Below are 20,002 nucleotides of genomic sequence, written 5' to 3' on the forward strand. Positions count from 1 at the left end.
AGTTTTATGGGGTACCTAAAAGGTAAAAGTAGTCTTATGCTGTATGAGCAGTTTGGAAATTTAAAATTCAAGTATCGAAATAGATCGTTTTGGTGTCGAGGCTATTATGTCGACACGGTAGGTAAAAATACTGCAAAGATAAAAGAATATATCCGGCACCAACTTGAAAGTGATAAATTGGGAGATCAATTATCTCTCCCATATCCGGGTAACCCGTTCACGGGTCGCAAGTAACAGAAATGCAGCTGTCAGACTTTTAAATATGCGCCTGTTAGGGCGCTGCTGGTAACAGAGCCTTACAGGCGCATATGAAAAACCACCGGCTATGCCGGTGGATACTTATTATGAATTAATCCACTGAATCATCTGTACTGCTGCTGATAGAAACCATGTTCCTGCCGTTGCGCTTTGAGGCATACAAAGCAACATCCGCTGTTTTGAGCATACGTTCCAGATCATCAATGTTGCCGCTTAAAGTCGAAACACCGATACTGATGGTGATGAAAAGCTCCCCGGACCTTGAAACAATAGAAGTTTTCTCGACTGCTTCTCTGACCCTTTCCGCCACATTAACAGCTCCGTCCTGATCCGTGTCAGGTAAAAGGACTGCAAATTCCTCCCCGCCTATTCTTGCGAAACAATCAACCTGCCTGAGAACTCCGAGAACAACGTTGGCAAGCCCCTGCAGGACATCATCACCTGCATCATGGCCATAAGTATCATTAACCCTTTTAAAATGGTCAATATCAAGCATCATCATGGAAAGCGGATGGTTATATCTTTTGGCTCGCTCAAGCTCAGCCTGAGATTTTTCCATAAAGACCCTTCTGTTAACCAGACCGGTAAGACTGTCAGTCGTGGCAAGACGGATCAGCTTCTCTTCGGCTTCTTTTCTGTCGGTAACGTCTCTTATGGACCAGACAATCCACCACTGACCTTCACGTCTAAGCGGAGAAACCGCTATGGAACCGTTGAAAACAGTGCCGTCACTTCTGGTACAGACAACATCCAGAACGCCCGTAGTACAGGTCAGTGAAGCCGGATTATCAGAATAATCTGCGGTGAGCAGGTTAATATCATCTTCCACATTATCATTAAGACGGACATACTCACGAAGTTTAAGCCCCATGAAATCTGATTCAGAAAAATTGAACAACTTCACAGCCGCAGAATTGAAATGCTGAACAGCTCCGGTTTCGTCCATAAGCACAAGGCCGTCACGGATAGAATTACTTACACTTGAGAGCAACTCTTCGCTCTCCCTGAGTTTGTTCTCCCATTCCTTTCTATTGGTAACATCGACTGTATTCCCGCGAAAACCAGTGACTTCCCCTGAAGAATCATACATAGGCACACCGCTGAAGCTCACCCAGACAATATCACCGTTTTTAGAGCGGAATTTATATTCGAGGTTGTTAAAATCAGTTCTACTCTCAGCAGCCTGAAGGAAATCCCGGCGTATATTCCATGAGTCCTCTTCAACGGCGAGTTCAAAGGGAGATTCACCTATAAGTTCATCAGCCAAATAACCTATAATCTCTTCCGGGCTCCCGGTAACAAAGCTGAAAGTTCCGTCCAGACCGGTCTCCCATGTAAAACCGCCTGAGGCATTGGTTACATCCTTAAAGCGCTGTTCACTTTCCTTCAAAGAATCCGAAGCCTCATGCAAGGCAATAAATGCCGCAGATCTCTTCCATACAGAAAGGCCACTCCAGAAAACCACAACAACGATTACTGCCCCAAAAAGTTTCCACCAGTAAAATAAATTTTTTTCAGGAGGAACCCTTGAAATTATAAACCAGTCCCCTATTCCTTCGACATGTCGATGCGCATGCCTTTCCTGAATTCTTTCATGTATTGAATACCTGTCATAGGAAAAAACACCATTCGAAGAAAAGATGCTTCCTCTGTTCCCGTTTATTATGGTTTTCCACTCATCAGGGTAATATGTCTGAAAAAAGCCTTTTTTGTCTCCATCACTGTAAAACCATTTGTTTTCTGAATAAGGACAGTTGATCCATCCGCCAAGTTCATTCACCAGCCAGACTTGGCCGTTGTCACTCTGGCGTTCCTTTTTTAAAATATTAAAAATCTTATCAGCGCTGAAATTGGAAACAACAACACCGATAATTTTTCCGGAATCATTTCGAACAGCAACGGAAGCCCTTAGCACTATGTTAAGAGGCTTTTCAATTTTACCATTCTCCATGTTCAGGTCAAAACGTGAGAGGTGAATTATACCGGGAGAGTTTAGTGCCTTTAAAAAATACGGTCTTTTACTTTTTGAATGCAACTTATCCTTCGGGACAAGCCTTGCCTTAAAATTATTAACAGTAACTCTTACTTTCTCGAAGCCTTCGGATGACAATAATCTTATCTGGGCATAACCATCTTGAGATCTGGCAAAATTTAAAAATATTTTTCCAAGTTCGTTATAAGCTTCATCCGGATTGTTCTTTCCCGCAAGTAATGACTTGGCTGTATGTTTGAAAAATACCAGATCATCCATTTTTACATCCAGCCATTCATGAAAAGAGGCAATATTAACATCTATATTTTTCAAACCGTTCATTCTCATAAGCTCGTGAGAATGACGATACTGCATATCCATAGACCAGGCAGAAATCCCTAGAATAATTATAGCAAAAGGCAGGAAGCGAACTATGAATATTTTAAATATTTTCACTAAAAATCCTCAATGAACATGTAAGAATGAAAAACAAATTGTTGATCAGTTTCGCCATAAATCAGGGAAAAAACAATTAAATTAATTTCTTAAAATTTAATATGAGCGCTAAATTCAAATTAACTGCTTGTGTTCACTAAAATATTTCACAAAAGGTTAAATTAAATATAACATAATAGGTCTACAAAGTTGAGCAAAAAGTAAAGTCCGCAGCAGACTTGCCATCTGCTACGGACCCTACAACTACTGCTTTTGAAATTCAGTGATTTTTACCAAATGGTCTAATATTTACATCCCGAATAAAATCTTTCGCGCAGTCGCTGGGCTGTTCTAAGAGAAATTCCAAACCGCTCGGCAACCTGCGCCGGACTGGCTCCGTGTGAAAAAGCACTGATAACCCTTTCCCTCATTCTGGCTTTATACAATTCAGTCCGCCCCGGAACTGAAACCCTGATTCCACCCCAGAAATTTATAAGCTTTTCAGCACCGTCTTTTCCCAGCACCTGCACCAGTCCATCAAGCGTCATTGCCCTCCCGCCTGCTTCCGTTTGTTCATACGAGCTGTTAAAAGACATTAATAGTATCCCCATAAAACAGACTGAACTTTTGAACTGTCAGCATCAACATGAATAAAATTTTCACCGATACCGAATCGGGTAAAGCCATGCCTGAGCAGAACTTCAAGTACAGCAAACCGTTTGGCGGAATTTTCCGCCGAAATATCAAGAGCCAGACCTTTGACATGAGCACTGTCGGCAACCCCGCCGATCTTTGCGTTCCACTCTTTGCAGCGGAAGCCGGAAGTAATTTTAAAAGAAAAAGCAGACTCTTTCCTTGCGTTATCAATCCTCAGCATAAAATCGTGATCCAACCCGCACTGACCGCAGCAGGGGCAGGAAAGCATTTTATCAGCCTCCGGAGTAAAAAAATCAATGTCACTCCAATTCATAATACAACCTCGGTTTAAATTTACTATGTAATAAAATATAATTACCAATTGGTAAATTTGATATTCCAAACAATATAGGTTGTCAATTAATTATATTTTTTAGACGACATTTATAAAGAAAATGTGTACTACCATATCCTAATAAGGGAGTAATGATGGGTTTTTACAACGATTTGGTAAATGGACTTAACGGTCTTATAGGAAAAGGGAAAAAATTTGAGAATCCCACTCAAATGGCCAGAACCTGCGGAGTCGCCCCCAATCAGGTCATCCGCTACATAAAACAGGAACGCAAAAAGCATCTTCAGGCTCTTGCCAAAGTTCTTGACGGAGTCGGAGCAAGACTTGTTTTTCCGGGTAACGAAGGGACCATGGAAGGCTTTCATCCCATTCCTAAAGTTCTGGCAAGGCCAAGCGGCGGCGGAGGCAGTCTTGAAACCAACGGCAGTGTGGAAAATTCTTACGCCTTCAGGCTGGAGTGGCTGACCAGAAAAGGCAACCCCAAAACAATGAAACTCATGGCCGTAACCGGAAACTCAATGGCACCGAGGATTGAGGACGGTGACCATGTGCTGGTTGATGAATCCCAGACCACCCTCTATGACGGCAGGATTTTTGTGGTCAGGATTGATCAGGAAATAGTAGTCAAAAGAATAGCAAAAGAACCGGGCAAGATACTCCTTGTATCCGACAACCCGGAAGCCGAGCCACGGCGTATAGAGATTGACCTTAGTGACGAGTCGCTAAGCTGGCAGCCTGTGGGCAGGGTTATATACGTATCAAAAGATCTGCGCTGAGAACTGAATGCCGGCATATTTTAGAAGTAAAAAATTGAACCGTATTTTTGTGTAAAGAATCAAAAAAAATTGCCCGGATAAGGTTGACACTTTTTACTACTGTCTTATTTAAGTTCCACCTGCCCGCGGACGGGGTAGTACCTGCCAGTGATCCGCAGGGGCAGATCGGGTTTAACCGCCCTGATCATAAAAATTAAGTTCGGAAAATATCTTATTGGAGGACGACACATGAAACTGAAACCGCTCAACGACCGTATCCTGGTCAAACGTCTTGAACAGGAAGAAAAAACCGCCGGTGGTATCATTATCCCTGATTCTGCCAAGGAAAAACCCATGAAAGGCGAAGTAGTGGCTGCCGGACCCGGCAAGCTGGACGAATCAGGAAAACGTATTGAGCTCGGAGTCAAAGAAGGAGACGCCGTTCTTTTTGCCAAATACGCAGGAACTGAAATCAAAATTGACGGTGTTGAACACCTTGTCATGCGCGAAGACGACATCCTCGCAATAGTAGAAGGCTAATCTCAGCCTTTTAAAATTTTTTTTCATCATTCATATTCATAAGGAGAACAAGAGATGGCTAAAGATATTCTTTTTGACGCCAAAGCACGTGAGAAACTGAAAAACGGCGTAGACAAACTCGCAAATGCAGTAAAGGTAACCCTCGGACCCAAAGGCCGTAACGTTGTTATGGAAAAATCTTTCGGCTCTCCGGTAATCACCAAAGACGGTGTTTCAGTTGCCAAAGAAATCGAACTTGAAGACAAATTTGAAAACATGGGCGCACAGATGGTCAAGGAAGTTGCTTCCAAGACATCTGACATCGCTGGTGACGGTACAACAACCGCTACAATTCTTGCTCAGGCAGTATTCACCGAAGGTGTTAAACTGGTAGCAGCAGGCCGCAACCCCATGGCTATCAAACGCGGAATCGACAAGGCTGTTGAAGCTATCATCAAAAACCTTGAAGATCTTGCAAAACCGACCCGCGACCAGAAAGAAATCGCTCAGGTCGGAACTATTTCCGCAAACAATGATGCTACCATCGGTAACATCATTGCAGAAGCAATGAACAAAGTCGGTAAAGAAGGCGTTATCACAGTTGAAGAAGCAAAAGGACTTGAAACAACCCTCGAAGTTGTTGAAGGTATGCAGTTCGACCGTGGTTACCTCTCCCCTTACTTTGTAACCAATGCAGAAAAAATGATCTGCGAAATGGATGAGCCTTTTATCCTCATCAACGAAGGTAAAGTCTCAAACATGAAAGATCTGCTCCCCGTTCTTGAGCAGAGCGCAAAAATGAGCAAACCTCTTGTTATCATTGCTGAAGACATTGAAGGTGAAGCTCTTGCAACACTCGTTGTCAACAAACTTCGCGGCACCTTGAATGTTGTTGCTGTCAAGGCTCCCGGTTTCGGTGAACGCCGCAAAGCAATGCTTCAGGATATCGCTATCCTCACCGGCGGAACCGTTGTTTCTGAAGACATCGGCCTGAAACTTGATGCTGTAACCCCTGAACACCTCGGCTCCGCAAAGCGTGTTGTTATCGACAAAGAAAACACCACCATCGTTGACGGTTCCGGTGAAGGCGAAAGCATCAAAGCCCGTGTAAAACAGATTCGTGCTGAAATCGCTGAAACTTCTTCCGATTACGATCGTGAGAAACTTCAGGAACGCCTTGCAAAAATCGTTGGCGGTGTAGCCGTAATCAACGTTGGCGCAGCTACTGAAACTGAAATGAAAGAAAAGAAAGCCCGCGTGGAAGATGCTCTTAATGCTACCCGCGCAGCTGTTGAAGAAGGTATCGTTCCCGGAGGCGGAACCGCTCTGGTTCGTTCTTCCAAGGCTCTTGACGATGTTAAACCTTCCGATGACGACGAAACAGCAGGCGTTAACATTATCCGCCGTGCTATCGAAGAACCTCTCCGTCAGATCGCCGGTAACGCCGGTTGCGAAGGTTCCGTTATCGTAGAAAAAGTTAAAGCTGAGAAAGACGGCTTCGGCTTCAACGCAGCTATCGGTGAATACGAAGACCTCATCAAGGCCGGCGTAATTGATCCTAAAAAAGTTACCCGCATCGCTCTTCAGAATGCAGCTTCCGTAGCAGGACTCCTCCTGACTACCGAATGCGCAATTGCTGAAAAGCCCGCTAAAGAATCTGCTGCTCCCGCAATGCCTGCTGGCATGGGTGGAATGGGCGGCATGGGCGGAATGGGCGGCATGGGTGGAATGTACTAGGCCACCGCTTAAAGCTCTATCAAGTATTAAAAGACCCCGGCAGAATTTCTGCCGGGGTTTTATTTTTTGATATTAAATTAAGGAGAGCTATTAAAAAATCAGAAAGTGAAGCTTAAAAATTCTACCCCACTTTTAAATATGAATGAACTCAATAAAAGAAGCTGTCAGTTTGAAAATAAACCGGGAAAAAGCTGATAATCAGAAATCAAGTTTAATGGTTTTCGAACTGTTTGCAGGCTTTGCTTTGGCTTTACTCTTAGCTTTGGGCTTACTTTCACCGCCATCAAGACTCAGCGATACTTTTCCTGAAGACTTTTTGGCCTCCTTTGAAGAAACACCGGCCTGATAACCACGCCCGAAAATTTTTGGTCCGAGCATATCGGACATTTTTTTTGCGTCCCGGTTAAGCGGATTACTATTCAAAGCGGCTGTGGCAGCATCATAAGCCTCGGTATACATCCGCTTGGCAAAATAAAGTTTGGCCTGCCTTACATAAAGACTTTCATTTGCGCCGAAACGCCGCATGATATCATTCAGAACATTCAGGGCATTATCTGTTTCACCAAGCATTTCCCACGCTAAAACAAGAGAAATATAGGGTCTGCTGTCTCCAGCGTTCTTTTCAATGGCCCTTTCAAGAAATTCTATACCGTCCCTTGGAAATCCTGATTTAACAAGTCTGGAGCCGACATCCTGCAGAAGACCTTCTTCATCAGGACAGGCATCGGTAATTTTTCTGAAATATTTTTTACCGTCTTTAAGATTTTTTTCATCGAGAGCTTTTTGACCGGCAAGAATATACTTATCAATCTGATTTTTCATCTTACGGATTTTATCTTCCGCGGCCCGTTCCAAAGCAGCTTTTATAGTGTCGTGTATCTTACGCAACACCTGAGCCAGCTTTTTTTCCTGACCACGGGAATATTTCAACGAGCGGGGAAGAACTTTTTTAAGTTCATCCATAGCAAGCATCTGACGAAAAACTTCATCAATTAAAATACCTATTTCAAATTTTTCACGCCCGAAAATCTGACTGTCTGCCAGTTCTTCCAGTGAAAGGCTAAGTGAGTTCAAACAGCGCATATAATCTTTACGCTGGGCATAAGCTTTAGCTCTGGCTACATGCTCCCTGATGCTTTTGGCTGTACTCATTAAATCAAAACTCCGAGACAGGATAATGTTATTGCAGAATATATCCATGTACTAAACATATTCTGGTAAGTGAGAAGAAAAGAAGTGTAACAATTTACATTTTTTAATAAATTTATTTAACTTATTTATTCTTATCTCTACTTAATTTGTTGTCAAGTTTGCCATTTATCGACACCATTATGTATAAATATTTAAAATAAACATCTTTATGAAAGCCAGTACACACTTATTACAGCGATGGCTTAATTATACAATTTACTAGGATTCTATTAAATATGATAGATAATATCATCTTTCAGAATATTTTTCAGCTCTTCAGTGCATATTCAGCGTCTTCAACTCAACACGCCGAACTCAAACCGGACAAATCCACGCAATGCAGCGGAAAAACCACTCTATATTCCTGTATATCCCTGATTGACGCATGCTCTGGCACAGGGTAACTTACCACGCCGTAGCGACTGATATCTTTATACTTTTCAAAATGATATCAATAAAATACAAACAAAATTTTCAACCTGTTACCCCCTTAAAAACATGAATATTTACCTCCTGATAATTATTGTATCACTTGGTGGAGCCTGTGCTCTGGGCATTCTGGCTCGCAGATTGAATGAAACAGCTCTGAATCCTGTTCTTCCTCAGGAATTCGATAGAATTTTTGATCCTGAAAAATATAAAAAAACTCAGGCCTATTCCAGAGAAGGAATGAAATTTGAAAATATAAGCTCGCTTATCTCAACCCTGATAACAATCATATTCATACTGGCCGGAGGCTTTAATCTAATAGATACGATATCCAGAAGTGCCGGTTACGGACCTGTGGTTACCGGGCTTATTTTCTTTGCTGTACTGGCTTTTCTGGGTGATGTTCTCTCCACTCCGTTTGATATTTATCAAACTTTTGTGATTGAAGAAAAATACGGCTTCAACCGTACCACAATTCCGACTTTCATCATCGATAAGCTGAAAGGTTACCTTTTAGGAGCCGTAATTGGTGGAATTCTGCTGTCAGGAGTTCTACTTTTTTTCAATGCAACAGGCTCCTTCGCATGGTTTTTGTGCTGGCTTTTCACTGTCGCGGTGATGGTAGGAATACAATACATTGCTCCTGTCTGGATTCTGCCGTTATTTAATAAGTTCACTCCGCTTGAAGATGGAGAACTGAAAGAAAAAATTGAAGCTTTTGCGCGAGAAAACGGTTTTGAACTGGAAGGAATATTTATTATAGACGGTTCAAAAAGATCTACTAAAGCCAATGCCTATTTCACCGGCTTCGGCAAAAAAAAGCGTATCGCTCTTTTTGATACCCTTGTTAACGAACTTACAACGGACGAACTTGTTGCTGTTCTCGCCCATGAAATAGGGCATTGCAAACTCGGGCATATCCGTAAAATGCTTATCACCACGATAATTAAAACCGGTGTAATTTTTCTGCTTATGTCTTTTTTCCTGAACAGCAGAGAACTTTTTGATGCTTTCAGCATGGAACACATGTCTGTTTATGCAGGGCTGGTCTTTTTTGCCTTACTTTATACCCCTGTCTCAATCGTCCTTTCAATCTTCTCAAACATCAGTTCACGCAAGCACGAATTTGAGGCTGATCATTTTGCCGCCGAAAAAACCGGCCGACCTGAAAGTCTGGTCACCGCTCTGAAAAAACTCTCCGCCAGCAACCTCAGCAACCTGACTCCTCATCCGTTTTATGTCTGGCTTGAATACAGTCATCCACCTGTACTTGCGAGAATTGAAGCCCTGCGCAAAACTTCACGCAATCTGTCATAAAAAAAATGGGGATAAGCTGATGCTGGAATATGAAAAAGAGCAAATTGTGGCCTTCGGCAGAAAAATGCTTGAAGCGCACCTTACAACCGGAACTGGCGGAAACTTAAGCATAATCAACCGTGAAAAAGGTTTGATAGCCATAAGTGCCAGCGGATTGCATTATCTGGAGACAACTCCTGATGATGTCGTAGTTCTCGATTTAAAGGGTAATATAGTTGAGTCCACCCGCAAACCATCAAGCGAATTTGGATTTCATCTTGATATCTACAAACAAAGGCCGGATGTAAACGCCATAGTCCATACTCATTCCGTCCATGCCACGACTGTGGCCTGCCTTAATATGGAGCTTCCGGCAGTTCATTATCTTGTCGGATTCTCGGGACGCAAAGTTCCGCTGGCGCCATACGCCACATTCGGTTCTCAGGAACTGGCCGACAATATTACCGCCACAATCGGAAATTATAATGCCGTACTGCTTGCAAACCACGGTCTCGTCACCGTCGGGGCTAAAATACAAAATGCTTTTGATGCTGCGGAAGAGCTGGAACTGATCGCCCAGATATACATTCAAGCCCTTGCGGTGGGTAAACCTGTAATTCTACCTGACGATGAAATGGATCGGGTCATAGACAAATTTTCAACCTACGGGCAGCCCGGAGGCAAATAAATAAGTCATGCTTGATAAAATTGTCGGTATAGCTTTTCCCCTTTTTCTGATCATGGACCCTCTGGGAAACCTGCCGGTCTGCCTTGGAATGCTTAAAGACTATCCACCTCAACGGCAGAGGGCCATTCTATTCAGGGAGCTGGTAATCGCATTGATAGTTATTATAGCATTCATCTACCTTGGAGCAGGTATGATGCGGATGCTTAATATTCATCAATCAACACTGCGTATTGCCGGTGGTGTCATCCTTTTCATTATTTCCATAAAAATGATTTATCCCTCACATGAAACAGGTACCCCTGAGGCATCTGACAAAGAACCGTTGATTGTGCCTATTGCCGTACCCTTTTTTGCAGGGCCGTCACTTCTGGCCGCAGTTATGGTTTACGGCTCAAAGGGAAGTGCCGGATTTTATCCTCTGGCAGGAACCCTTCTGGCATGGCTTATGTCGCTTGCAGTTATGATGATTGGCCCGACGCTTGCCGGATTTCTGGGAAAAAGAGGACTGAGGGCTTGTGAACGTCTTATGGGGCTTATACTGATACTTATTTCGGTCCAGATGCTGGAAGATGGAATAAAGCTTTATCTGACCAATTTTATCAGAATGTAGACAGTGGAAAATAAAAAATTCTAAAGTTTAACACCTTGCACTGCTATTCAAAAACACTGTTCAGAAGGTCCTTCAATGCATTGGCTTCAATCGGTTTTGCCAAAAAATAATCTGCGCCGATATCCATAATATTATCAACATCTTCTCTATAAGCTGACATGCAGACTACCGGCAGACGGGAACCGGAATCTTCTTTTTTTCTAATTTTCTTTAAAGCTCTTATGCCATCCATTTCAGGCATCTGGATATCAAGCAGCAGCAAGTCAAAATAATCTTCTCTGATGCAGTTGAGCACTTCAAACCCTGTGGAAACACAGCGTACTGAATATCCCCATTTTTCGAGCTGTATTCTCATTCTGGCCTGACTGTTGATATCATCTTCAGCTACCAGAATCCTTTTTATCTGCTCAGTATTTTTACAACCTTTATGCTCACTCCCCGATAAAAAGCTGATGCAGCCGATCTTAAAACCTATTTCTCTTGTTCCCTTGTGCTCGCGTATGAATAATTCTGCACTGATAGCATCTGCCAGTCCTTCAAAATCTCTGGGAAAAGCATTTTCATAATCGGCCTGATCAAAAATATTATTTGTATCTGTAAAAAAGAATTCCAAAGCATTGCATCCATCATAAGAAGAAGCCTTTTTAACAACAAAAAAGGCATTGTTTTCTTCGGGAAGTGAAGACAAGATATGCCCAGTCAGTCTGAACAGAGACAATTTCAATCTACGGCGGTTGCAATACATATATTCCGGGACATCGCGAGATTCTATTTTAAAATCTAATTTTTTGCCTGCTGCGTAGAGATCAAAAGATTCATATACGGATCTGATACATTCCGAGAGATCAATACGCCTAGCGAGAACATCGGAATCAGAATCTGAATCATCAGTCATCATTAAAATATCGTTGTAAACTTCATTCAATCTTTTTGTTGCAAGGATACCTCTGTCGGCACATTTCTCAGCATCAGAATTTCTGCTTGAAGCTTTTAAAACTTCAAAAGCCCCGGTTATACCTGAAAGAGGTGTTCTAAGCTCATGATTGAACTGCTCAGCCAGCTGTAATTTAAATTCTGCTGCATCTTCAGCCTGTTCAATGGCTATGGCTGCCTTTTGTTCGGCTTCAATCCTAGCGGTGACATCACGTGCAAGAAAGACTACAAGATTTTCCTTTTCAATCTCACCGGGGCATAAGGACATTCTCACAGTAAAAAATCTCTTCCGGCTGCGACAGTCCGGCATAACCATATCAAAGTCTTCTACCGCCAGTTCATTATTTAAAACTTTTTCTACGGCACAAATAAACTCTTCCGCTGCCAGTGGAGGCAGAAGATCAACAAAAAGGCGCCCTTCGCACAACTCTACAGAATTCAATCCAAAAAACTGCGCGAAAACGTTATTGGCCTTGAGGCAGACCTTATCTGAAGAAACAACCGCAACAAGCTCATCTGCCGAATTTATAAGCCGACTGAATAATTTTTCGGATCGCTGATATTTTTTACGCAGCTCTTCATCTTTTCTAAGGTCATATACACACCCCTGCCAACCGGTGACAGAGCCGCTGCTGTCTTTAATGGCTTTGGCATTTTCAAGAACGGGGATGGTCCAGCCCTCAGAATTGATAAGTTCAAGTCTGCTTCTGCCTGCCTGTCCTTCTGAAAAGAGTGTATCAAGAAAGCTTTTGAATTCAGAACTCTCAGCCGACACTTCAAATCTGCCGAGCCGCTTTCCGATTATTTCATCCGCAGAATTGTAACCCAGCAGGTCAACCATTGCTGGGTTAAGATATTCAAAAATTCCATCAGCCGAGACCTGATAAATTCCCTCAACAGAATTTTCAGCATGCCACAATAATTTATTAATTATTTTATTTTTATTCTCTATAATACAGGAAATTATAGATAGGACAGTTATAGACAAAAAAAAGAAAGCAATACAGATAGTTGACCAAAAAAATATACGATGTTCAGCGTACAGGACACCAGCAGCAAGCGCAGCAACAGTTACTACCGCTGCAGGTATAATTACTCTGTTAAAAATTTTACCTGTACGCATAAAAGATACAACCATAATGGACTATTCATATATAATTTTGCATTAAAAAAAACATTATATACGCATAGCAGATTAATTAATTTCTATTCATTATAAACATTATCTAAGTAGTGTATTAATTCCCCTTAATGAAAGCATTATATACACAAACGAATGTAAAATGCACGCATTGTTCTTATATATGCAATCGCTACAAAACTGTTTATAACTACAATCTATTTTTATAATGAAAAACTATATTAAAACAAAAGGACCCTTGGAAAAATCCAAGGGTCCTTTTCATATAGGAGCTATATTTATGGATTAAAGACTTAAAGTCATTCCACTTTCCTGCTTGTGAGGATGATTCTCGGCAGGAGCTGTATCCTGAACACTCTTGAGCATGGCAAGCTCTTCAACAGATAAAATCTTACTTATATCCAGGATGATAATAAATTCATCATCCTGCTTGCCCATACCTTTTATGTATTCAGTCTTAATTGAAGTCCCCATTCTTGGAGCCTGCTCAATCATATTTTCGGTAAGTTCAACAACTTCTCTTACAGAGTCGGCCAGCGCCCCCATAATCGTCTGTTCTCCGTCAAAGCTTACTTCAACTATGATTATACAGGTATTTATCGTGTCTTCAGTACGGCTCATCCCAAATTTAAGCCTCATATCCACAACAGGAACAGCATGACCGCGAAGGTTTATCACCCCGCGCATAAATTTGGGAGTACGCGGAATCCTTGTTATCGGGGTCAGTTCCAGAACTTCCCTTACACTCGATATATCAAGGGCATATATGTCCTTGTTAAGAGTAAAAGTAAGGTACTGATTAGTAATGCTATTTAATTCCATTGCACATTCCCATAGTTGTAGAGTTTATACCCTGTTTTCAGATTTTATCAGATTTCAGAAAAATTAAAATTTTTCAAAATCTTCATCAGAATCCATTCCAAGGTCCAAAGGCACTCCACCTGAACTACCAGAACTACCTAAATCACTCTTTTCCGGCATATTGGTATTAACCGACTTACTTTCAGGCAAAGATCTTATTACTGAAGGTCTTGTTTTAGCACTGGACCTGTAAGTTGCACCTGCATCGACTCTAAAGAAACTCATGGTCTGTTGCAACTGTTCACTCTGGCTTGAAAGTTCTTCGGATGTTGAAGCCATTTCCTCAGATGCAGAAGCATTCTGCTGGGTAACGTGATCAAGCTGTTGCACAGCTTTATTTATCTGCTCAGCACCCGAATGCTGTTCATTGCTTCCTGCGGCTATTTCCTGAACAAGCTCGGCTGTTCTGCGGATATCAGGAACAAGCTGATTCAACATTTTTCCGGCACTCTCGGCAACATTTACTGTGGAAGTAGAAAGTTCACCGATTTCACCGGCGGCAGCGCCACTTCTTTCAGCAAGCTTTCTAACCTCGGCGGCAACAACGGCGAAACCTTTACCATGTTCGCCGGCACGGGCTGCTTCAATAGCTGCATTCAGGGCCAGCAGGTTTGTCTGTCTGGCGATTTCCTCGATAATGGAAATCTTTTCAGCAATATTTTTCATTGCGTCTACAGCCTGAGTAACAGCTTCTCCACCTTCTTCAGCATCTCTGGCAGCCTTTATAGCTATTTTCTCAGTTTCCTGTGCATTTTCAGCATTCTGGCGGATATTTGCAGTCATTTCTTCCATTGATGAAGAGACTTCTTCCACGTTGGCGGCCTGCTCTGTTGCAGACTGTGAAAGATTCTGGGCTGTTGCAGAAAGTTCTTCACTTCCAGATGCTACATTTTCAGTAGCACTTCCCACTTCTTCAACAACCGAGGAGAGTTTATTGACCATTCCATTCAGAGCTGAAACAAGTGTTCCGATTTCATCTTTCTGATCAATATCAAGTGTTCTGGTAAAGTCACCTTCTGCCATACGACCTGCAAAGACAACGCATTTGCTGACAGGTCCTGTGATTCCCCTTGTCAGCACAAAGGCTGCAAATATACCAATTATCAGTGCAATACCGGAACCTGCAAATATAAACATATTTGAAGACTCCATTTCCTCATTCATCTTATTGATCTGGTCCTGAACAGCGACATCGCAAACCTTTTGCGCATTACGGGCTGTTTCGATCATTTTGGAGTTGCTCACAACCTGAGCCTCCATAAGATCTACATATTCATCATAAAACTTCTGGTACTCTTTAACGTCAGTCTTAATATTATCAATATCGGCTATATGGGCAGGATTTTCGAAACGAGAACGTATCGTATCAAGAACCTCATAAAGATGGGCGAGACTTTTGCTTATTCTGTCTCTGTACATTTTTTCACCGGCAGAAATAATTATTTCCTTTTCATTCTTACGGACATCTTTGAAACTGATGATAGCAAGATTTGCTTTATCTGCATTCTGAAACTTATCATCAATCTCTTTCTGTCCTTCATCATAAATTCTATTTATGATGTTAAGATTGCCGTTATTTATAGCAGCTTTAATCTTTTTTTCAGTTTCAGCCATGATGGCAACCAGATCCTCTTCTTGCTCATCACGCATTTCCTGCAGCTTAGCTATTACAATACGAGCCTTGCCCCGCATTTTAGCCATAGTCTCAGCACGCTGTTTTTCAAGAGTCACGTAATTTTCAAATGCGACTTCATAATTGTTGGAAGCCGTTTCAAGCTGCGCCATCTGATTAATATTGTTTTTATCTTTAAATCTTTTCTTTACGAGTTTAACTTCGTTATAAATTTTATCTGCTATTTCCTTATGTTGAGTTACATATTCCTGATCTTTGCGGAGCATAAAATTCTTTTCCGCATTTCTGGCTCTGGAGATCATTGAGGAAACATTATTGACATGGTCTGAATTTATAATCCTGTTATGGACGGAACTCATACCGTGATAGGCGATAAATGCCACTACAAGAGTAAGTACGATAACAAGGGCAAACCCTACCCCCAATTTCAACCCCAGCTTTAAATTTTTGAACATACATCCTCCCACGGCGACAATAATGTTTGATTAATTCAGAAAAGCACAACTATTAAAACATTTTTAATAGGATGTTAGCATATATAAAAATCATATCAAGAAAAAAGAGTATTATTCTTAAAAGTTGCAAGCCTTATTGCACCTTTTTCACAGAAGCAAAACCTTGCAAAACTTGATAAAAAAATCAACCTTCAAGGATAATAGCTATATCTTTCAAAACTTTATCCAATTCTTCCTTAAGAAAAGCATACTGTCTACAGGCATCTTCGAGCATACCGGACCGTGATAGTTTCTCAGCTTTTTCAGCTAGTGCAGATAAATCTTCAGCTCGTATGGTTGCGGAAATTCCCTTAAGTGAATGGGAAAACTTAATCATAAGTTCATCATTACTGCTTTCACATGCGGCCCGAAAACTCTCTAATCTGTCGGGACCGTCATTTATAAAAACCTGCAGAATTTCACCGGCAAGTTCTTTGTCATCCCCAAGATGAGTGAGCAGTGTTTCATAATTAATGCTTTTCATACTCTTCTCTCCATCTTATTGCTCTATGTCTGTATTTCCAGCCAAACCTGAAGCTGAACCAATTTTTCTATAATTCAAAAGGCGTCTGAAAATCTTTTCATAACCCTGTTTTTGCGCCAGACTTTCAGCATTTTTAAGTTCCGACAATCCCTGCTCAAAACGAAATGTTTCAAGCGATGCTGCCGCCAGCTCAAAAGCAACACGCCAGTCATTCGGAAAATAAAGGCTCAGATGAGATAAAAAACCAACCCTCATAAACTGCATGCCCTCAGCCTTATCCAGATATATTTCCATAAGTTTCGATATATCCAGATTCTTCGGAGACAGATAAAAAGCTGACGACAGACAATCTATTGCACAGGCTGGGACATCTTTTTTCTCATCAAAAACAACTCCTGACCTTATTATCCACCCTGACTTAAAAAGTTCTTTCGCCCATAGAACAAGCAGTTCTGTTTCGTTCTCAGGCTTAACTATAACTTCAATTTTCTTTTTCCCACAATGCTCATACCAAAAAATTTTAGCTAAATCCCAATACCCGCTGCGCCAGCAGGATAAAGAAAAAGACATGCACGAATAAGAATCAGCCAGTAATTTATCATTTTTAATGTAAGATGAAGCTGTTTTCCAGACTTTTTCAACATTACCGCTTAGCGCATAAAGCCTTATCAAGGCGGTGTCAGTCTCCATAGACCGCCCGGCGGAAACCAGCCAGTTGCAGACATCCTCAAATTCGAAAAATTTGTTGCCGGTTTCCAGCAGAGCTGCATGCATAAGGGCTGTGATCCTGAATTCGTCACGGATATTCAGAACATTCTTTGTGGTTGATCCGGCAATATCAACAATACTCCGTACCCTATTGTCAGGAAGGTGGTCTTCCAGAATACGCGCGTATCCTTTTAAAGCCATCATTTCCGCAGCCTTTGTATCTTTGGAAAGCCTGTCTACAATATCTTTCAATTCAACAGCGTTACTGTAAATTTCAATTTCTCTGCCGACATCGAAAAGTTCTCCGAGTTCCTCTCCCACATCAGGAGTAACAACCGCACAGGCGCATGAAGCCGCTTCAAAAAGTCTGAAATTAACTTCATTTAATATGGCTTCGTTGGGAACAATTCTGGTGTCGCGGTAAACGCCCATCATTTCACTGTAATTCAAACCATCCATGCAATTAAGGTCATATTGTGATGACAGAAATTCAACAAACCATTTTCTGGACCTTCTGGAGTCTGAAACCCTGCCTATAAAGGTCATATCATATTTACGGCTGCTGTATGGTTTAATGCCCCGGATTCCGGAAACAGTTCCGGGCCTGACTCCCATCCACGGGACCCAGAATGCTGGGATGCCGCATTTCTTGAACTTTGACAGATATTTTTTTTGAGTGGTCAAAACAGAATCAAAAAGCCGTGCGTAGATTGAATGCCAGTGAAAATTAAGATGGGTATCAACAGACCAGAAAATTTTTAAGCAGGAGAGCGAAGATAAATTTTTAAGAAAAAGACGTCTTCCAAGATTTTCCTGCTGTATCAGAACATCAGGAGAGAATTCACATTTAGAAATAGCCTCAGCTGCATCAAAAACAGTTTCACTGACATTTATACTTTTTACGGTATGCCCCTGTGCAATGAAAGCATCCACAACAGGACCGCGGCAATTGATTAAAAAAAGTTTCAACATTCAGGAGTTATAACCAATAGTCTTGCGGCAAGGAAGCAGCAAATTAACAGATTGCTAATAAAAAAGGCTGTGAAGTTTTACTCCACAGCCTTTTAATAGCAGTTTCAAACCGTAAAATACGGTGAAAGCTTATTCGTGCTCTGCTGGTGCAGCCGGAATATGTCCTTCTTTAGGATGGCATCCGGCACAGGTTACAGGGCCTTTTTTCATTTTAAGATGGCAGTCGGTGCAACGTTTATGGAAAGCGTTACGCAGACTTGTTTTTCCGGATTCAGGTTTAACTTTGTGGCAGTCAGAGCACTTCTGATCTTCAGAGCTTTCATCAGGCACAAGTTTACCATCTTCCCAGACATGGTGGCAGACTGCACAATCATCAATTCCGGCTTTCTCATTATGTACGTCATGGTTGAAAACCGCAGCAGGTCTCTGGTGAACCTTGAAAGCAGGATCAAACAGAGTTGTAATATCTTCCTGACTGAATGCGGGCAACATATAGAGAAAGACACAGGCCGCGACCACCGCAAGAGTGAATATCCTTTTCAGCATTGTGACCTTCCTCCTGTTATTCTACTTCGGGTTTTTCCATGAGTTCATAGATAAGATCACCGAAGAACTTAATGTCCATACCAAGTTCATAATAATGAACCAGATCTTCAAGTCCGCCGTGGCAGTTATGACATGGAGCAAGTATAGTCTTAACTCCGGTTGCCTTGAGCTGTTCGGCCTTGACCCGGTTACCGGTCATACGGACATTCTTGAACGGAGGACCGCAGTTGATGACACCGCCGCCAGCGGCACAGCAATAGTTGTGCTCAAGGTTCGGAGTCATTTCAACAACATTTTCACAAAGCGCATGGGCCAGCTTACGGGACTGTTCCATCAAACCGCGTCCCCTGATAATATTACAGGGATCGTGAATGGTTATCGGCTCTTTGAATTTCTCGGCAATTTTAATCTTTCCGGAACTGATAAGATCCCAGAAAAATTCAACCGAATGTATAACTTCAATGGGATACATATCCCATCCGTCCCAACGGTTTCCGTTATCATAAATGGAACGGAAAGCATGTCCGCACTCACCCATGACAATACGCTTGCACTTAAGGTCCAGAGCTGATTCGAAGTGACGTTTTTTAAGACGCCCCATCATTTCAAAGTCACCGGAGAACATGCACATGTCAGAGTTATCCCAGCCCGGATCGGCAGGCATGGTGAAATCAACACCGGCAACATTAAAAATGTAAGCGGCCTGATAAATAAGCTGGGTACGGAATTTAGGTTCCGGAGCAATAACGGAGTAGTAGATATCAGCCCCTTCCTTATGGATAGGAATGCGCAGATCCGGAAGTTCGTCTCTGGCTTCATCTTCCTGCCACTGAAGGGTATCAATCCATTCATCATCCTTGAGCCACATCTGGTTCATGGTTGCGGAATGGCTGTGAGCGGTATCCTGAATATACTGCGGAGTAACTCCGAGTTTATGGCAGATACGGCGCATGGTACTCATAATATATCCGGTATCAATACCAACCGGGCAAAAATGCACGCAGCGGCGGCAGAGGTTGCACTCAGTATAAGCAATCTGAGCCATCTGATATACGAACTCGCCATCCACTTTGCAGTTTTTGCGAAGAATTTCGCCAAGAGTCTGCTGAACCTTACCAGCCGGTGAATAGGTTGGATCACCGTCATGGGACATATAATAATGGCAGGCCTCGGAACAAAGTCCGCAGTGCATGCAGGTTTCCGCATAGACTTTAAGCTTGGCACCGGTTTCGCCTTCAAGGACGGACCGTATAGTTGTTTCGATGCGTTCCGGAGTTAAACGGGAAACACCCCGTTCAAGTCCGACATCTTCAATTTTCCTGTCAAACGTCATTTTTTCATACTCCTTG

General features: G+C 42.1%; 18 protein-coding genes. 7 read left to right on the forward strand and 11 right to left on the reverse strand.

The window, feature by feature from the left end; genetic code table 11:
* The coding region (locus G496_RS0113255; RefSeq protein WP_027179700.1) for an IS200/IS605 family transposase at positions 1-234 on the forward strand (234 nt) is incomplete at its 5' end.
* A 115-nt stretch (positions 235-349) separates the two neighbouring features.
* On the opposite strand, the gene G496_RS0113260 is transcribed toward G496_RS0113255, so the two are convergent.
* From G496_RS0113260 to G496_RS0113270, 3 genes are all read right to left on the reverse strand, one after another.
* Complete coding sequence (locus G496_RS0113260; protein ID WP_027179701.1) at positions 350-2,686, reverse strand: sensor domain-containing diguanylate cyclase; 2,337 nt, start codon at positions 2,684-2,686, stop codon at positions 350-352.
* 281 nt (positions 2,687-2,967) lie between these two features.
* Complete coding sequence (locus G496_RS0113265; RefSeq protein WP_156900658.1) at positions 2,968-3,261, reverse strand: helix-turn-helix domain-containing protein; 294 nt, start codon at positions 3,259-3,261, stop codon at positions 2,968-2,970.
* Positions 3,261-3,635, reverse strand: coding sequence for a D-Ala-D-Ala carboxypeptidase family metallohydrolase (locus G496_RS0113270; RefSeq protein WP_051295051.1), 375 nt, complete (start codon positions 3,633-3,635; stop codon positions 3,261-3,263). Before G496_RS0113270 ends, G496_RS0113265 begins: the two co-directional genes overlap by 1 nt.
* Positions 3,636-3,790: 155 nt before the next feature.
* Here G496_RS0113270 and G496_RS0113275 point away from each other — a divergent pair, with 155 nt between their 5' ends.
* From G496_RS0113275 to groL, 3 genes are all read left to right on the forward strand, one after another.
* Entirely contained in the window at positions 3,791-4,432 is a 642-nt protein-coding gene (locus G496_RS0113275) for a S24 family peptidase (protein WP_027179704.1), read from the forward strand.
* A 228-nt stretch (positions 4,433-4,660) separates the two neighbouring features.
* Positions 4,661-4,951: a co-chaperone GroES gene (gene groES / locus G496_RS0113280; RefSeq protein ID WP_027179705.1), complete on the forward strand. Its 291-nt coding sequence runs from the start codon at positions 4,661-4,663 to the stop codon at positions 4,949-4,951.
* 54 nt (positions 4,952-5,005) lie between these two features.
* Positions 5,006-6,667 (forward strand): chaperonin GroEL, encoded by a 1,662-nt coding sequence (gene groL / locus G496_RS0113285; RefSeq protein ID WP_027179706.1) that lies wholly within the window; start codon positions 5,006-5,008, stop codon positions 6,665-6,667.
* Between the two features lie 198 nt (positions 6,668-6,865).
* Here the strand turns inward: groL and G496_RS0113295 are convergent, their stop codons facing one another.
* Complete coding sequence (locus G496_RS0113295) at positions 6,866-7,819, reverse strand: tetratricopeptide repeat protein (RefSeq protein WP_027179707.1); 954 nt, start codon at positions 7,817-7,819, stop codon at positions 6,866-6,868.
* 537 nt (positions 7,820-8,356) lie between these two features.
* On the opposite strand from G496_RS0113295, the gene G496_RS0113300 reads away from it, so the two are divergent.
* From G496_RS0113300 to G496_RS0113310, 3 genes are read left to right on the forward strand one after another with little or no spacing between them, the layout of a single operon-like run.
* Positions 8,357-9,604: a M48 family metallopeptidase gene (locus tag G496_RS0113300; protein ID WP_027179708.1), complete on the forward strand. Its 1,248-nt coding sequence runs from the start codon at positions 8,357-8,359 to the stop codon at positions 9,602-9,604.
* A gap of 19 nt (positions 9,605-9,623) precedes the next feature.
* Positions 9,624-10,271 carry an L-fuculose-phosphate aldolase gene (locus tag G496_RS0113305; RefSeq protein WP_245577932.1) on the forward strand — a complete coding sequence of 216 codons (648 nt, stop codon included), beginning with the start codon at positions 9,624-9,626 and terminating at the stop codon, positions 10,269-10,271.
* Positions 10,272-10,278: 7 nt separating this feature from the next.
* Positions 10,279-10,881 (forward strand): MarC family protein, encoded by a 603-nt coding sequence (locus tag G496_RS0113310; protein WP_027179710.1) that lies wholly within the window; start codon positions 10,279-10,281, stop codon positions 10,879-10,881.
* Positions 10,882-10,924: 43 nt separating this feature from the next.
* Here the strand turns inward: G496_RS0113310 and G496_RS0113315 are convergent, their stop codons facing one another.
* The 7 genes from G496_RS0113315 to tmcB all read right to left on the reverse strand — a co-directional run bounded on the left by G496_RS0113315 (position 10,925) and on the right by tmcB (position 19,986).
* The gene (locus G496_RS0113315; RefSeq protein WP_169725765.1) at positions 10,925-12,937 is read right to left on the reverse strand and encodes a response regulator; all 2,013 of its coding nucleotides are present in this window, start codon (positions 12,935-12,937) and stop codon (positions 10,925-10,927) included.
* A 303-nt stretch (positions 12,938-13,240) separates the two neighbouring features.
* Positions 13,241-13,777 carry a chemotaxis protein CheW gene (locus G496_RS0113320; RefSeq protein ID WP_027179712.1) on the reverse strand — a complete coding sequence of 179 codons (537 nt, stop codon included), beginning with the start codon at positions 13,775-13,777 and terminating at the stop codon, positions 13,241-13,243.
* A gap of 63 nt (positions 13,778-13,840) precedes the next feature.
* On the reverse strand, positions 13,841-15,904 hold the full coding sequence (locus G496_RS0113325) for a HAMP domain-containing methyl-accepting chemotaxis protein (protein ID WP_027179713.1): 2,064 nt from the start codon (positions 15,902-15,904) through the stop codon (positions 13,841-13,843).
* Positions 15,905-16,088: 184 nt separating this feature from the next.
* Positions 16,089-16,427, reverse strand: coding sequence for an Hpt domain-containing protein (locus G496_RS0113330; protein WP_027179714.1), 339 nt, complete (start codon positions 16,425-16,427; stop codon positions 16,089-16,091).
* A gap of 15 nt (positions 16,428-16,442) precedes the next feature.
* On the reverse strand, positions 16,443-18,107 hold the full coding sequence (locus G496_RS19780; protein WP_051295052.1) for a glycosyltransferase family protein: 1,665 nt from the start codon (positions 18,105-18,107) through the stop codon (positions 16,443-16,445).
* A gap of 129 nt (positions 18,108-18,236) precedes the next feature.
* Complete coding sequence (gene tmcA, locus G496_RS0113340) at positions 18,237-18,653, reverse strand: acidic tetraheme cytochrome c3 TmcA (protein ID WP_027179715.1); 417 nt, start codon at positions 18,651-18,653, stop codon at positions 18,237-18,239.
* A 16-nt stretch (positions 18,654-18,669) separates the two neighbouring features.
* Entirely contained in the window at positions 18,670-19,986 is a 1,317-nt protein-coding gene (gene tmcB / locus G496_RS0113345; RefSeq protein ID WP_027179716.1) for an electron transfer complex ferredoxin TmcB, read from the reverse strand.
* Positions 19,987-20,002 lie beyond the last annotated feature (16 nt).

The sequence above is a fragment of the Maridesulfovibrio bastinii DSM 16055 genome (assembly GCF_000429985.1).
Taxonomy (GTDB): Bacteria; Desulfobacterota; Desulfovibrionia; order Desulfovibrionales; family Desulfovibrionaceae; genus Maridesulfovibrio; species Maridesulfovibrio bastinii.

Coding starts and splice junctions, on each gene's coding strand:
- G496_RS0113320 (WP_027179712.1), bottom strand. CDS start 13,777: ATGGAATTAAATAGCATTACTAATCAGTACCTTACTTTTACTCTTAAC.
- groES (WP_027179705.1), top strand. CDS start 4,661: ATGAAACTGAAACCGCTCAACGACCGTATCCTGGTCAAACGTCTTGAA.
- G496_RS0113265 (WP_156900658.1), bottom strand. CDS start 3,261: ATGTCTTTTAACAGCTCGTATGAACAAACGGAAGCAGGCGGGAGGGCA.
- G496_RS0113300 (WP_027179708.1), top strand. CDS start 8,357: ATGAATATTTACCTCCTGATAATTATTGTATCACTTGGTGGAGCCTGT.
- G496_RS0113310 (WP_027179710.1), top strand. CDS start 10,279: ATGCTTGATAAAATTGTCGGTATAGCTTTTCCCCTTTTTCTGATCATG.
- G496_RS19780 (WP_051295052.1), bottom strand. CDS start 18,107: ATGTTGAAACTTTTTTTAATCAATTGCCGCGGTCCTGTTGTGGATGCT.
- groL (WP_027179706.1), top strand. CDS start 5,006: ATGGCTAAAGATATTCTTTTTGACGCCAAAGCACGTGAGAAACTGAAA.
- tmcB (WP_027179716.1), bottom strand. CDS start 19,986: ATGACGTTTGACAGGAAAATTGAAGATGTCGGACTTGAACGGGGTGTT.
- G496_RS0113275 (WP_027179704.1), top strand. CDS start 3,791: ATGGGTTTTTACAACGATTTGGTAAATGGACTTAACGGTCTTATAGGA.
- G496_RS0113295 (WP_027179707.1), bottom strand. CDS start 7,819: ATGAGTACAGCCAAAAGCATCAGGGAGCATGTAGCCAGAGCTAAAGCT.
- G496_RS0113315 (WP_169725765.1), bottom strand. CDS start 12,937: ATGCGTACAGGTAAAATTTTTAACAGAGTAATTATACCTGCAGCGGTA.
- G496_RS0113325 (WP_027179713.1), bottom strand. CDS start 15,904: ATGTTCAAAAATTTAAAGCTGGGGTTGAAATTGGGGGTAGGGTTTGCC.
- G496_RS0113330 (WP_027179714.1), bottom strand. CDS start 16,427: ATGAAAAGCATTAATTATGAAACACTGCTCACTCATCTTGGGGATGAC.
- G496_RS0113305 (WP_245577932.1), top strand. CDS start 9,624: ATGCTGGAATATGAAAAAGAGCAAATTGTGGCCTTCGGCAGAAAAATG.
- tmcA (WP_027179715.1), bottom strand. CDS start 18,653: ATGCTGAAAAGGATATTCACTCTTGCGGTGGTCGCGGCCTGTGTCTTT.
- G496_RS0113270 (WP_051295051.1), bottom strand. CDS start 3,635: ATGAATTGGAGTGACATTGATTTTTTTACTCCGGAGGCTGATAAAATG.